This is a genomic window from Vibrio sp. Makdt (genome assembly GCF_027587015.1).
Classification (GTDB): domain Bacteria; phylum Pseudomonadota; class Gammaproteobacteria; order Enterobacterales; family Vibrionaceae; genus Vibrio; species Vibrio chagasii_B.
In genome coordinates this window covers 77,613-91,297 of sequence record NZ_JAPPTH010000013.1, presented here as the reverse complement: position 1 = coordinate 91,297, position 13,685 = coordinate 77,613, and the positions used below count along the sequence as shown (strand labels likewise).

General features: G+C 46.5%; 11 protein-coding genes. 4 read left to right on the top strand and 7 right to left on the bottom strand.

Annotated elements, in window-relative coordinates; translation table 11 throughout:
* Positions 1–24: 24 nt before the first annotated feature.
* The 4 genes from glnG to glnA form a co-directional block, all read right to left on the bottom strand.
* On the bottom strand, positions 25–1,428 hold the full coding sequence (gene glnG / locus OH460_RS16780) for a nitrogen regulation protein NR(I) (protein WP_269998827.1): 1,404 nt from the start codon (positions 1,426–1,428) through the stop codon (positions 25–27).
* A 107-nt stretch (positions 1,429–1,535) separates the two neighbouring features.
* Positions 1,536–2,612: a nitrogen regulation protein NR(II) gene (gene glnL, locus OH460_RS16775; protein ID WP_061033103.1), complete on the bottom strand. Its 1,077-nt coding sequence runs from the start codon at positions 2,610–2,612 to the stop codon at positions 1,536–1,538.
* 168 nt (positions 2,613–2,780) lie between these two features.
* A complete protein-coding gene (locus OH460_RS16770) occupies positions 2,781–3,338 on the bottom strand; it encodes a DUF4124 domain-containing protein (RefSeq protein ID WP_269998825.1) in 558 nt (185 codons plus the stop codon).
* Positions 3,339–3,571: 233 nt separating this feature from the next.
* A complete protein-coding gene (gene glnA, locus OH460_RS16765; protein ID WP_008218471.1) occupies positions 3,572–4,981 on the bottom strand; it encodes a glutamate--ammonia ligase in 1,410 nt (469 codons plus the stop codon).
* A gap of 562 nt (positions 4,982–5,543) precedes the next feature.
* Here glnA and typA point away from each other — a divergent pair.
* Entirely contained in the window at positions 5,544–7,379 is a 1,836-nt protein-coding gene (typA, locus tag OH460_RS16760; RefSeq protein ID WP_008218470.1) for a translational GTPase TypA, read from the top strand.
* A 556-nt stretch (positions 7,380–7,935) separates the two neighbouring features.
* Here typA and OH460_RS16755 read toward each other — a convergent pair.
* A complete protein-coding gene (locus tag OH460_RS16755; RefSeq protein WP_269998822.1) occupies positions 7,936–8,466 on the bottom strand; it encodes an AAA family ATPase in 531 nt (176 codons plus the stop codon).
* Between the two features lie 20 nt (positions 8,467–8,486).
* Positions 8,487–9,128 (bottom strand): DUF2959 domain-containing protein, encoded by a 642-nt coding sequence (locus OH460_RS16750; protein ID WP_269998821.1) that lies wholly within the window; start codon positions 9,126–9,128, stop codon positions 8,487–8,489.
* Positions 9,129–9,333: 205 nt separating this feature from the next.
* Between OH460_RS16750 and OH460_RS16745 the strand changes: the two genes are divergently transcribed.
* Genes OH460_RS16745 through OH460_RS16735 form a run of 3 tightly spaced genes read left to right on the top strand, consistent with a single transcriptional unit; the run spans position 9,334 to position 11,636 of the window.
* Entirely contained in the window at positions 9,334–10,278 is a 945-nt protein-coding gene (locus OH460_RS16745; RefSeq protein WP_269998819.1) for a virulence factor BrkB family protein, read from the top strand.
* A complete protein-coding gene (gene dtd, locus OH460_RS16740; protein ID WP_004741469.1) occupies positions 10,250–10,684 on the top strand; it encodes a D-aminoacyl-tRNA deacylase in 435 nt (144 codons plus the stop codon). Before OH460_RS16745 ends, dtd begins: the two co-directional genes overlap by 29 nt.
* 16 nt (positions 10,685–10,700) lie before the next feature.
* Positions 10,701–11,636, top strand: a complete 936-nt coding sequence (locus tag OH460_RS16735; protein ID WP_269998814.1) for a bifunctional GNAT family N-acetyltransferase/hotdog fold thioesterase — start codon at positions 10,701–10,703, stop codon at positions 11,634–11,636.
* A 44-nt stretch (positions 11,637–11,680) separates the two neighbouring features.
* Here OH460_RS16735 and OH460_RS16730 read toward each other — a convergent pair whose 3' ends face one another.
* Complete coding sequence (locus tag OH460_RS16730) at positions 11,681–13,651, bottom strand: AsmA family protein (RefSeq protein ID WP_269998812.1); 1,971 nt, start codon at positions 13,649–13,651, stop codon at positions 11,681–11,683.
* Between the last annotated feature and the right edge of the window lie 34 nt (positions 13,652–13,685).

Sequence of the window (13,685 nt, the reverse complement as noted above, 5' to 3'; positions counted from 1 at the left end):
GCTGCATCGAGAGTCATATAAGGCCTAGTACAGTTCTTTGAGTTTACGAGTTAGGGTGTTTCTTCCCCAGCCCAAAACCTTGGCTGCGTCTTGTTTGTGACCATTCGTATAGTTGAGTGCAGCCTCTAGCAGTATACGTTCAAACTCCGGAAGAGCATAAGTGAGCAGCTCTTTTTCTCCTGAATCAAGCGCACATTTTGCCCAATTAGCAAGTAGCTGCTGCCAGTTATCTCCAGTACCTGATGGTGCGACGGTTTTTTCTTCCAATAGCTCCGGTGGTAGGTCTGAAGGAAGGATTTCACTTCCGCTCGCCATCACGGTCAACCAACGACAGATGTTCTCTAGTTGACGCACGTTACCCGGCCAATTTAGCTGATTCAGCTTGATTATGGTTTCTGGGTGCAGTGTCTTCACTTCCACACCAAGTTCTTCAGCCGCTGAGGCTAGGAAGTGATGAGTCAACTTTTCGATATCTTGTTTACGTTCACGTAGGGCAGGAATGTGAATCCGAATAACGTTGAGTCGGTGGAACAAATCTTCACGGAAATCGCCTTCATGCACTAGTCGCTCTAGATCTTGGTGGGTTGCCGCAACGATACGAACGTCTACCTTAACTGCAGAGTGACCGCCGACACGATAGAACTGACCATCAGAAAGTACACGCAACAAGCGAGTTTGAATATCGAGTGGCATGTCACCGATCTCATCCAGAAATAGTGTGCCGCCGTTGGCTTGTTCAAAGCGTCCTTGGCGAACGCTGTTAGCGCCGGTAAAGGCACCTTTCTCGTGACCAAACAGTTCGGATTCGATGAGGTCTTTCGGTATTGCCGCCATATTGAGTGCGATGAAAGGCTTTTTTGCTCTTGGGCTATGACGATGCAAAGCGTGAGCAACCAACTCTTTACCGGTACCCGACTCACCATTAATCAGTACTGATATTGATGAGCGAGACAGACGACCAATAGCCCGAAATACCTCCTGCATTGCCGGAGCTTCACCAATGATCTCTGGCGCATTGGTCTCTTCAGAGGCTTCACTGGCTTGTTCGCGCTTCTGCTCTTGGCTGTGGGCGATCGCTCGTTCTACGAGCGTTAGCGTCTCATCGATATCAAATGGCTTAGGCAGGTATTCAAAGGCACCTTTTTGATAAGCATTGACTGCGGCATCTAAGTCGGAGTGCGCCGTCATGATGATCACCGGGAGGTCGGGAGAGCGCTGATGCACTTGGTGCAATAGTTCGATCCCGTCAATGCCGGGCATACGGATATCAGACACCAGTACATCGGGCGTCTCGCGCTCAAGCGCAAGTAGTACGCTCTCTGCATCAGCAAATGTTTCACACTTTATATCAGCTGATGAAAGTGTCTTTTCTACTACCCAGCGGATAGAGCTGTCGTCATCGACGACCCAAACGTATCCCTTACTCATAATTCAATTCCTTTGCAGCCAAATCTATTGTGATAATCATTGTTTTTATTGTTCTGTATTCGTTCCTTGCCTGAAACTCAGTTTCTCATTGAGAGGTGTCACTTCGTTTAAATCGGCAAGTAAATCGTAAATGTGGTGTTCCCTGGCCAGCTCTCAACATCGATTTTTCCGTTGTGCTGGTCGATCAGGTTCTGAGAAATGGATAGTCCCAGCCCTGTGCCGCCTTCACGGCCACTGACCATGGGGTAGAACAGGGTGTCTTTTAATTCATCGGGGATGCCCGGGCCGTTATCGCTGATCTCAATGCGTGCCGCGAGTTTGTGTCGCTGACCATGAATGTTGGCTTGATGCACCGTTCTGGTGCGAATAGTAATTTTGCCCGAATCTTGTGCCTTTAAAATCTGCGCCGCATTGCTCACGATATTGAGCATCGCCTGTTCCACCTGCGCTGAGTCCATCACTATTGGTGGCAGGCTTGGATCGTAGTCTCGCTCAATCGCCAGTGTGGAGCCGGACTCGAGCTCGACCAACTGTCTGACTTTTTCGAGTATCTGGTGGAGGTTCTCTTCTGACTTGGTTCCCGGCTTTTGTGGGCCAAGTAGGCGGTCGACCAGAGCACGCAAGCGGTCGGCTTGCTCAATAATGATCTGGGTGTATTCATTCAGCGACTGATCGGGAAGCATCTTTCCAAGTAATTGCGCTGCCCCTCTTAAGCCACCTAAAGGGTTCTTTATTTCATGAGCTAAACCGCGCACTAACAGCTTCGCCGCTTGTTGTTGCGCATGTTGGTTTAACTCTTGGCTAAGGCGCCTTTGCTGGTCTATCTTGCGCATCTCTACGAGCAATAGGGTTTCACGCTGCCAGGTAATTGGACTAACCGTCACTTCAAGCATCAGCGGGCGGTTGTCGACGACAAAGGTAACGTCACTGTCGGTAATGCTCTGGCCGCTTTGTAGAGGTTGAGTTAGAAGCGCTAAGTCGAGCGAGGCGTGTTGGATAAGTTGACTTAATGGGTGATCAACAATGCGTCTCGCACTTTGTGAAAAGAGTTGTTCAGCCGCCGGGTTGGCGTATCGCACGTATAACTGCTCATCGAGCATCAATGTCGAAGTCACCATATTGTCGAGAATGGCGTTGGAAAGATGGTGTGTATCTATGCTGTCGCTTTTGGCTGATCGATTCACTGTTTCGTCCTTGAACTGGTGTTTTTCTCACTGCACCAAATTGGTGCGTAGCTAAGTTCAAGTATGGCGCATATCAATCAGAAGCTAAAGATAATTCAATAAAGTTGCTGAAAGCTGTTGAGAACAGGTGAAAAATCGCGGTAATTCAGTCTCTTTTAACCCATTGGCCTACTTGATCGTCGCTCGATGTAAATACACGGTGACTGGAGTAGTAGATGCAATAAGCTTGCCGCTTCTATGTGCTTGAATTGCAATGGTGTGAGTACCTCGATCGATATCGTTCAACTGCCAAGTCGGTTGAGTTTGTGGTGCGCCATAACGTCGCCCATCGAGCATCAATTGCAGTTGCTCACCAATGCCCAGTTTGCGGTTGAGTTCGATTTGAATCGAGACTAACCCACGGTTGCTACGAATGGTTTGATCGTGAATAGGAGTGAGCATGGTGAGAGCTAGTGGTGCAGGGACCTCTCGCTCAGGTTGTTGTGTGTTAGGTTGCTCTTGGCTTGGAGAGGGTGTTGAAGCTTTTGCGTCAACGGGTTGAGAGCTCTCAAATTTAGGTGCGGGTGCTGAGGCTTGCACATCCGGAAGCTGAAGTGACTTGGCACCTTCGCCTGTTGGTGTATCACTAAAATGGAGTACGCCATCTTCATCCACCCAGGTATAAACCGTTTGAGCAGAGCATGAGAGTGCGACTGTTAACCCGATCAGGAACAGTATGTTTTTCATATGGTTGGCCTCTTTCCACCGTTAGGTGATTTCACGTTTGGCGTTAGCTTTGTTATTGATTTTATTGTATTTAGTTCGACAGGCTCTGAGGGCTTTTGTCTATTATCTAAGGCATGTTACGAAGAAGGAGGGGTTGGGAGAATATAAAAAAGGCCCGCCTGCGAGGCGAGCCTAATATTTAGTTAGCGATTCTTACAAGGTTGCAGTAAGAAATGGCTTATCTCTACCTGAGATTAAACTGAGTAGTACAGTTCGAACTCAAGTGGGTGTGTAGCCATGTTCACGCGTTGTACATCGTCAGATTTCAGAGCGATGTAAGAATCGATGAAGTCGTCAGAGAATACGCCGCCAGCTGTTAGGAATTCACGGTCTTCGCTAAGCGCTGCTAGAGCTTCTTGTAGAGATTCTGCAACTGTTGGGATTTCAGCTGCTTCTTCTGCAGGAAGGTCGTATAGATCTTTATCCATAGCTTCGCCTGGGTGAATCTTGTTCTTGATGCCGTCAAGGCCAGCCATAAGCATTGCTGAGTAGCATAGGTATGGGTTAGCTGCTGGGTCACCAAAACGTAGCTCGATACGACGTGCTTTAGGGCTTGGTACTACTGGGATACGGATAGAAGCAGAACGGTTACGTGCTGAGTAAGCAAGCATTACAGGTGCTTCGAAACCAGGTACAAGACGCTTGTACGAGTTTGTAGATGGGTTAGCAAACGCGTTGATTGCACGAGCGTGCTTGATTACACCACCGATGTAGTAAAGTGCCATTTCAGATAGGCCGCCGTACTTATCACCAGCAAACAGGTTAACACCGTCTTTTGCTAGAGATTGGTGAACGTGCATACCAGAACCGTTATCACCAACTAGTGGCTTAGGCATGAATGTCGCTGTTTTACCAAATGCGTGAGCAACGTTGTGTACAACGTACTTGTAGATTTGAGTTTCATCAGCTTTTGCTGTTAGCGTGTTGAAGCGAGTTGCGATTTCGTTTTGACCCGCAGTTGCTACTTCGTGGTGGTGAGCTTCAACTACTAGGCCCATCTCTTCCATTACTAGACACATTGCTGAACGGATGTCTTGAGATGAATCTACAGGAGCTACTGGGAAGTAACCGCCTTTAACGCCAGGACGGTGACCTTTGTTACCGCCTTCGAATTCAGTACCTGTGTTCCAAGCTGCTTCTACGTCGTCGATCTTGAAGAAAGAACCAGACATGTCGTTTGAGAACTTAACGTCGTCAAATAGGAAGAACTCTGGCTCTGGACCAACTAGAACTGTGTCTGCGATACCAGTAGAACGTAGGTACTCTTCAGAACGTTTAGCGATAGAGCGTGGGTCACGGTCGTAGCCTTGCATTGTTGCAGGCTCTAGAATGTCACAACGGATGTTTAGTGTTGCGTCTTCTGTGAATGGGTCCAGTACAGCAGATGCTGCGTCTGGCATCATTACCATGTCAGATTCGTTAATGCCTTTCCAACCAGCTACTGAAGAGCCGTCAAACATTTTGCCTTCTTCGAAGAAGTCTGCATCAACTTGGTGAGAAGGAATAGAGATATGCTGCTCTTTACCTTTTGTATCAGTAAAACGTAAGTCGATAAATTTAACTTCGTTCTCTTGGATCAGGGATAGTACATTTTCTACTGACATCTTGGATAACCTCCAGTGTTATTAATTCGGTATTAGCTCGATTCGGTTGAAACTAGCATTGATTAATGTCTAACAAGTGCATTAATCGATGCTGATTTATCTATAGCCAAAAGCGTGCCAAAAAAATTATTCCATTAATTTCAATGATTTACTTGTTTTGTTGTTTCGCTTACTTCTGATTTTGCACCAAAATGATCTCTGTTTGCACCAAGTTGGTGCGATTGTTTGTCTGTGCACCAATATGAGACAAAAGCGAACACCATTCAGCAATGAATTGCAGACATTGTCAATCCACTTTTGTTATTTAGCCAGAGTTTCGGCGAGTTACTCGCGAACGAGACTTTTTAGAATCCTACAGATTTTGCTAGCCAACACTGTACTGAATCAAAGTTAAGCCAATGTGAATCGCTAACTAAGAAAAAAGCCTTGGTTCAGATCACATATTTCTGGGTTTTTGTCTAAAATCTGGTATATTATTGACCGTTTTTTTAATCAAGCTAGTGGCATTTCCTCTATTTTCAGAGGTCATTTGCGGCTACTTTTATGAGTGAATCGAGAATCCATGTCTACTCCACAGATTGATAAGTTAAGAAATATCGCGATCATCGCGCACGTTGACCACGGTAAAACGACTTTGGTTGATAAACTGCTACAACAGTCAGGTACTCTAGAGTCTCGTGGTGAAGCTGAAGAGCGTGTCATGGATTCGAATGACATCGAAAAAGAGCGTGGCATTACCATCCTTGCTAAGAACACAGCAATCAACTGGAATGATTACCGCATCAACATCGTAGATACCCCGGGACACGCGGACTTCGGTGGTGAAGTTGAGCGTATCATGTCTATGGTTGACTCTGTTCTGCTTATCGTTGACGCAGTTGACGGCCCAATGCCTCAAACTCGTTTCGTAACGCAAAAAGCATTCGCACACGGTCTTAAGCCAATCGTTGTAATCAACAAGATTGACCGCCCAGGCGCTCGTCCTGATTGGGTTATGGATCAAGTATTCGACCTTTTCGACAACCTAGGTGCGACTGATGAGCAGCTAGACTTCACAGTTGTTTACGCTTCAGCTCTAAACGGTTGGGCAACAATGACTGAAGGCGAAACTGGTACAGACATGGAACCATTGTTCCAAGCTGTTGTTGATACAGTAGACGCGCCAGCTGTTGACCTTGACGGTCCACTACAAATGCAAGTTTCTCAACTAGATTACAGCTCTTACGTAGGTGTTATCGGTGTTGCACGTGTTACTCGTGGTTCTGTTAAGCCAAACCAACAAGTATCTATCATCGGCGCTGACGGTAAGAAGCGTAACGGTAAAGTAGGTACTGTACTTGGTTACCTAGGTCTTGACCGTCACGAAGTTGAACAAGCTAACGCTGGTGACATCATTGCAATCACTGGTCTTGGTGAGCTTAAAATCTCTGACACTATCTGTGACGTGAACAACGTTGAAGCGATGACTCCGCTTTCTGTTGATGAACCAACAGTAACAATGACGTTCCAAGTAAACACTTCTCCGTTCGCGGGTAAAGAAGGTAAGTTCGTAACTTCACGTAACATCCTTGAGCGTCTAGAGAAAGAACTAGTACACAACGTTGCACTACGTGTTGAACAAACAGACGATCCAGACCGTTTCCGTGTATCTGGTCGTGGTGAGCTTCACCTTTCTATCCTGATTGAGAACATGCGTCGTGAAGGCTTCGAGCTAGCAGTATCTCGTCCAGAAGTAATCATCAAGAAAGACGAAGATGGCAACCTAACAGAACCGTTTGAAACTGTGACAATCGACGTGCTTGAAGAGCACCAAGGTGGCATCATGGAAAACATCGGTCTACGTAAAGGTGAGCTAACTGATATGTCTCCAGATGGCAAAGGCCGTGTTCGCATGGACTTCATGATGCCTTCTCGTGGTCTTATCGGTTTCCAAACTGAGTTCCTAACGCTAACGTCTGGTTCTGGTCTTCTTTACCACACGTTCGATCACTACGGTCCACACAAAGGTGGCGTAATTGGTCAACGTAACAACGGTGTTCTAATCTCGAACGCAACCGGTAAAGCTCTGACTTACGCACTATTCAACCTACAAGAGCGTGGTCGTCTATTCGCTGAGCACGCAGACGAAGTATACGAAGGTCAAATCATCGGTATTCACAACCGTTCAAACGACCTGACCGTAAACTGTCTGAAAGGTAAGCAGCTAACGAACGTTCGTGCATCTGGTACTGATGAAGCACAGGTTCTTTCGCCACCTATCCGTCACACTCTAGAGCAAGCTCTTGAGTTCATCGACGAAGACGAACTAGTAGAAGTAACGCCAGAAAACATTCGTATCCGTAAGAAGCTTCTTACTGAAAACGAACGTAAGCGTGCAGCACGTCCAGCTAAAGCTTAATTGCTCGCTGACTAGCTTCTAGCTAAATAAATAAGAAAGCCCTGAGTAGCCAAGCTGCTCAGGGCTTTTGTTTTTTAGTTAGCTAAGATACGAGTAAACGAGATGCGGGATACGAAGAGCGTGTTCCATCTCTATTCACAGAGTTGTCACTCCAGAATCGAAGAACGAGATATCTGGATTCTTTTTACGGCTTGGAAGAGGTTCCCTATCACGCTCGTGCCTCGCTGTAGGGAATGACGAAAGTCTGTTTGGTGGTTACGAATAAGCGATATACGGGATACGAAGAGCGTGTTTAGACTGGAGATAGCAAAGTACTAAGAGGGTGAGTATCTTCGGTGCCCGTTCTCTTTTATCCATTTCCTGTCATCGAATCGTCATTCCAGAATTGAGGAACGAAATATCTGGAATCTCTTTACGGCATGGAAGAGATTCCTTATCACGCTCGTGCCTCACTGTAGGGAATGACGGTAAATTTGTTTAGATACGGTTAAACGAGATGCGAAGAGTGTTTAAGTCTTCGTCATCCTCAAGAGGGAGGAACGACCGAGTTGGGGATCTAGCTTTTGATACCTAAGTAACGCTCAACGAATTGAAGCCGTTCTTCGACTGGCATAAACGGCACTTCAACCACCTCATAACCAAGTTCTTGGTAGACTCTTTCTAACGCGTGGTGAATCTCTAACGCCTCCTCAAACGGATAAGGTCTCACATCATCTTGTACATAAATTGAAGCCTCAGGGCGACAGAACAACACTTGGGGGTGATAACCTTGGCTCGCTTCTCGGTAGGTTGTGTTTATCTCTAGTTTCGCCTGAGCCAAATAGCCACAAATGTCTGGAATGGCACGATCGAGAAAGGCAACTGGATGCTGACGGGCTTGGTCTTTTTGTTCGCTCATGACGGTTAAACATAGGCGAGCAAAGCCGGGAAGGTCTAGCCAAGGCAAGATACCGCCTTCAAGCTGACTTTGCTGCTCTATTAACTGGCGAGAGGACTCTGCGAAGGTGGGGTAACCCGTATCAGCCAACGCATTAATCAGTGTGGTTTTTCCAGCGCCAGGGCCGCCAGTTATAATGATTGGGTTCATACGGGCTTATCTTGTTTTGTCTACTTTTGATTCAGCTGAGCAAGGAATTTCTCCGACTCGGCAATCGCTGCATTCATCTGTTTGATCGCGTACGCGATGTCTTTTTCTAGGCTCATAAACTCACCTTGCAGTGAACCAACCGCACTCGCATTGAGGTTGTGTTTCAGATAAAGGGTGTTGTCTCGCAGAGTATTGAGTACTGGGTCCATCTTCTTCTCAGCACGCTTCATGGCTGACAGCATGGTTTGGTAAGACGATTTAGTTTCACGCAGTTTTTGTTCACTCGATCGACGTAGGGAGTCACTGGTGTAGAGGTCGAGTTCGGTTTGCCACTCTTCAAATAACGCATCAGACACATCTTCAATCGCAGCGATTCGGTCAGTCACATTTTGCGCCGCTTTTTCGCTGTCTTGGTATTTATCGTTGATTTGGTTGTACATGTCTTCTAGGTCGCCGCCACTGAAATTAGTCAGGCTGCTGAGTGCTTCAAGTGCGCTGGTAAACTCTTCCTGAGCATCCTGCTGCGACTCTTTTGCATCTTCTACTCTGTCGACCATGATGTCACGTTTGTGATAGCCCACTTGCTCCATTGCAGAGTAATAAGCGGATTGGCATCCAGTAAGAGTAAAAATAGAGAGGACTATAACTATTAAATAAGGCATCCTTGTTTCCTATAGTTAAATAATATCAATCGTAGTAAATAACCGCTCAACCTAGCTTGTTAAAATGCTCGATAACGGCGTTAGAATTTTTGATTGTAGAATAACTACTTGTCAAAAAACGCTGCCTTGTTCTCAAGCCTTTTTCCTACGCTATTTTTGAACACTTATTCACTGTGATTGATATATCGGAATAATAATTAGGACTATGAACGAGTTACTAGGGAGTTACAAGTTGAAGATAAGAAAGGTCGGCATACTTAGTATCCAGTATTTTCGCTATCTTTTAGCGCGTATGACGCATGATCGAGTTAACGTGAATGCGGGGTATCTGGCGTACATTACCTTACTCTCAATCGTACCCATGTTGACGGTTTTACTCTCTATCTTGTCATCATTTTCCGTGTTCGCGGATGTGGGTATCGTGATTCAAAACTTCATCATTACTAACTTTGTTCCAGCGTCAGGGGATGCGGTGCATGGTGCCTTGTTGGAGTTTGTCGCCAACACGGGCAAGATGACGGCGGTTGGTAGTGTGTTCTTATTTATCGCTGCGCTAATGCTGATCTCTAACATCGATAAGAACTTAAACTACATCTGGCGTGTGACCGAGAAGCGACGTGCAGTACTGTCTTTCTCGATGTACTGGATGGTGCTCACTCTCGGGCCAATCTTGGTTGGGGCGAGCATTGCAGCCACCTCATATGTGACATCATTAAGCTTGCTACAAAACGAAGTGGTGTCCGGTGCCTTTAATACTCTGATTCGCAAGCTCCCTCTGATTCTCTCTTTCTTTGCGTTCTTTGGTTTATACCTATTGGTACCTAATAAGAAAATCCACTTTTCTCATGCGGCGGCTGGCTCTTTGGTAGCAGCATTACTGTTCGAACTCAGTAAGAAAGGCTTCGCTGCTTATATTACTCAGTTCCCTTCATATCAGGTGATCTATGGCGCGTTGGCGGCTATCCCGATTCTGTTTGTTTGGGTTTATTTATGCTGGTTGATAGTGTTGGTGGGGGCTGAGGTGACGGCTGCGCTCGGTGAGAAGGAAGAGTGGAGTGAGACGCAAAAAATAATGGTACACTCCACGGATAACGACAAAATCACAGAGCAAGGAAACAACAGTGATAGCACTGATTCAGAGAGTAAGTGAAGCTGCCGTCCGTGTTGATGGCGAAGTAGTTGGTGAGATTGAACAAGGCTTATTAGTACTATTGGGCGTAGAAAAAGGTGACGACGAAGCCAAAGCGAAACGTTTGATGGAACGAGTGACGACTTATCGTGTCTTTGGAGATGAAGACGATAAAATGAACCTCAACGTGAAGCAGGTAAATGGCAAGGTGTTAGTGGTTTCTCAATTCACACTGCCAGCCGATACCAAAAAAGGCACACGAGCAGGCTTTTCTCGTGGTGCTCACCCAGAAGATGCCGAGCGTCTTTACAATTATTTCTCTGACCAATGTGAATCAGTGTTGCCAACGGAACGTGGCCGCTTCGCAGCTGACATGAAAGTGTCTCTGGTTAATGATGGCCCAGTAACATTCTGGCTGCAGGTTTAAGCTTAAAGGAATAAGCATGTTTAAACTCATAACTCCAACCACCGAAAATCAACTGAACAAGTATTACCATTTTCGTTGGCAGATGTTGCGTGAACCTTGGCGAATGCCAGTAGGTTCAGAGCGTGACGAGTACGATGGCATGAGTCACCATCGCATGATTGTCGATGGTCGTGGTCGCCCGATGGCGATTGGCCGCCTATACATTACGCCCGATCTAGAAGGTCAGATTCGCTACATGGCGGTGAAGAACTCACGCCGAAGCAAAGGCATGGGTTCACTGATATTAGTTGCGCTAGAGTCATTAGCACGCCAAGAAGGCGCTAAGCGCTTGGTGTGTAACGCGCGCGAAGATGCGATCTCATTTTATGAAAAGAACAGCTTTGAACGTCGTGGTGAGATTAACGACCAACGCGGCCCTGTACGCCACCAACAGATGGTGAAGCAACTTGATCCAATGGCTGATGTTCTGCGCAAGCCCGAATGGTGTAATGAGCTTCAGCAGCGTTGGGAGCACCAGATCCCTATCAGCGATAAGATGGGTATCAAGATCAACCAGTACACAGGTTATCAGTTCGAGTGTAGTGCTCAGCTGAATCCAAACCTGAACCCTCACAACACTATGTTTGCTGGTTCAGCTTTTACTCTGGCAACCTTAACGGGTTGGGGGATGACATGGTTACTGATGAAAGAGCGCGGCCTAACCGGCGACATCGTTCTGGCAGACAGTAATATTCGTTACCGTCATCCGGTCGAGCAAAACCCTGTCGCTTCTACTTCTTTAGATGGTATCAGTGGTGATTTGGATCGCCTCGCATCAGGAAGAAAGGCTCGTATCATTATTCACGTGACCATTCATAGTGGCGACGTGGAAGCGGTAGAGTTTACCGGAACCTATATGTTGATCCCTGACTACAAGAAGATCCTGTCGAGTGACAGCAAGGTGAGCGAATAACTTCACGCTTGCTTGATGATAGCTTGAGTTATGAATTGAAAGCGCTACTCCTTTGGAGTGGCGCTTTTTTGTTGGCAGTCATTAATCGCTGCGTACTCCGGTTGATCAAGTTTGCCAGAGACTTGGTTGCATGGGTCGGACAGCATAATTGAGAGAGAGTGTTGCTCTGCTTTGAGTAGGTCTAGCTCTCCAGAAACCTCACCATTAAGCGTTTGAACTCTTTGTGAGCCTTCTTCTACGGCCGATGCACCAATAATGTGCATCGGTTCTAGTGTGAAGCGACCACGGTCAAAATTCGCGCTGAGTTCAGGGATTTCAAACACGTTATCGGTCGAGGTTTCAGAAAGCTTATCGTTAAAGGTCATCACACCCTGGCGAACGCTGCCTTTAAGTTGACCTGTGGTTGAATAGCCCAACATGAGCGAATCACCGTAGAGACCAGAAGCTTGAAGCTCAAACTCACTATAACCTGTTGCATCGAGTGGTAAGTCGAGTTGCTGCAACATGGGTGAGATAGGCAAGCCATCGGCTGAGATGTCTATGCTCCATGGCTTACTGATTTGGTTAAAATCGAGTGTCGCATTAGCTTCAATGTAGCCATTTCTGAGAGGTGCAAACAGACGTGTCAGCGTCCATTTCCCTTGTTCGCTATTCATTTCAACCACAGGCTGTGCGCTGAGAATATTTTTGTAGCTGGCATCATTGGCGCTCGCCATCAGCTTCCCTTGCCACAAACCTAGCTTTCTCTCTTGCAGCAGTTGAACTTGGTGTCCTTCAATGTGCAGCCCAGAGACTTGCCAGTAAGGCTTTTGTGCAAGCTGGATAAGTTGAGTGCGTTCTACATTCAATCGTTCTATAGAGACTTGCTGAAGCTCTTTAAGCCAAGGTAATAGGCGCATGGCTGGCAGAGGTTTATCTTGGTTTTCTGTGACCCATTTAATGCCTTGCAGATCGAGCTGTGCTAATTCAATGCTGCTGGGCGTGACTTCGCCGTTGAGCTGAACGGTGCCTTGCAGGACTTGAGTGTAGAAATCTTCAATCTGTATCTGGTTTGGCTCTAGGCTTAGCTTGATATTTGGCTCGACAAACATGTCATCATCAACAGTGACTCCTTCGGCTTGCAGAGAGAAAAGTGCTTTCTGTTGTCGCCAAAGCTCGAAAGGTAACTTGATGTTTTCTAATGAAGCATCAAAGGCTGCAAGATGTCCGCTTTGCCATTCGATGTCGCTACGTAAAATATCTAAGCTGTTGATATGGTTGATACGAATGCCCGCTACATCCCACTCTTTGCTCACTAGGCTCTGAGTTTGCTGCTGGTTGAGGCGTAAGCCATCAACGGTAACGTTCACTAATGACCAATCATGCTTATATTGCTCTGCTTGCCCAGAAATTTTGGCTCCGCGCCACTCAAACGAAGCGCCATAAAGGGTGCTGTCGCTCGCTTTAAGGTCAAGGTCGATCAGAAGGTTATCGAAGGCTTCACCTTGCCAATAGAGTTGCGAAGCGGAAAGTTGGGTTTTGCCGTAAGGCAGCAGTGTTTGATTATTGCTAAAGGTTGGCTCGGCGATCTGCAGGTCGATGCCTCGCACATTAAAGCTGTTTGTTGAAAAATCCAGGTTATTGATTGCCAACTGGCGGAGCTTGAGCTTTTGTTCGGTTAACAGTGGTGAGAGCGTTTCTAGATCGTTCGCTTCCAACTGGATACCACTGATTAATACAGAGTCTAAGACGAGTTTGGCTTTAATGAGAGAGTCAGGGCTGAACCAGAGATCGACCTTATCGATATACAGAGGTGGTTGCTTTTCTGGTTGGGTATAGGTGATTCCCATTAGGGTGATGTGATAAGGTGCTTGATACTCGACATCTTCAATGACCACCGGTTGGTCAACCGTGTGCTTGATAAAAAAGTTAGCAACATCCGCACGGTATTGAGTCTGTAGGCTTAATAGCAACGCTGCGATAATCGCAACGGCGATAGCCAACACAATGCCGAACACCATGAATACCTTTTTCATTCCCTGAAAGCCTTACATTTCAATAGTCTTAAAA

Excerpts from the sequence above, each read along its gene's own strand:
- glnG (WP_269998827.1), bottom strand. The coding sequence starts at position 1,428 with ATGAGTAAGGGATACGTTTGGGTCGTCGATGACGACAGCTCTATCCGC.
- OH460_RS16770 (WP_269998825.1), bottom strand. The coding sequence starts at position 3,338 with ATGAAAAACATACTGTTCCTGATCGGGTTAACAGTCGCACTCTCATGC.
- glnA (WP_008218471.1), bottom strand. The coding sequence starts at position 4,981 with ATGTCAGTAGAAAATGTACTATCCCTGATCCAAGAGAACGAAGTTAAA.
- typA (WP_008218470.1), top strand. The coding sequence starts at position 5,544 with ATGTCTACTCCACAGATTGATAAGTTAAGAAATATCGCGATCATCGCG.
- OH460_RS16755 (WP_269998822.1), bottom strand. The coding sequence starts at position 8,466 with ATGAACCCAATCATTATAACTGGCGGCCCTGGCGCTGGAAAAACCACA.
- OH460_RS16750 (WP_269998821.1), bottom strand. The coding sequence starts at position 9,128 with ATGCCTTATTTAATAGTTATAGTCCTCTCTATTTTTACTCTTACTGGA.
- OH460_RS16745 (WP_269998819.1), top strand. The coding sequence starts at position 9,334 with ATGAACGAGTTACTAGGGAGTTACAAGTTGAAGATAAGAAAGGTCGGC.
- OH460_RS16735 (WP_269998814.1), top strand. The coding sequence starts at position 10,701 with ATGTTTAAACTCATAACTCCAACCACCGAAAATCAACTGAACAAGTAT.
- OH460_RS16730 (WP_269998812.1), bottom strand. The coding sequence starts at position 13,651 with ATGAAAAAGGTATTCATGGTGTTCGGCATTGTGTTGGCTATCGCCGTT.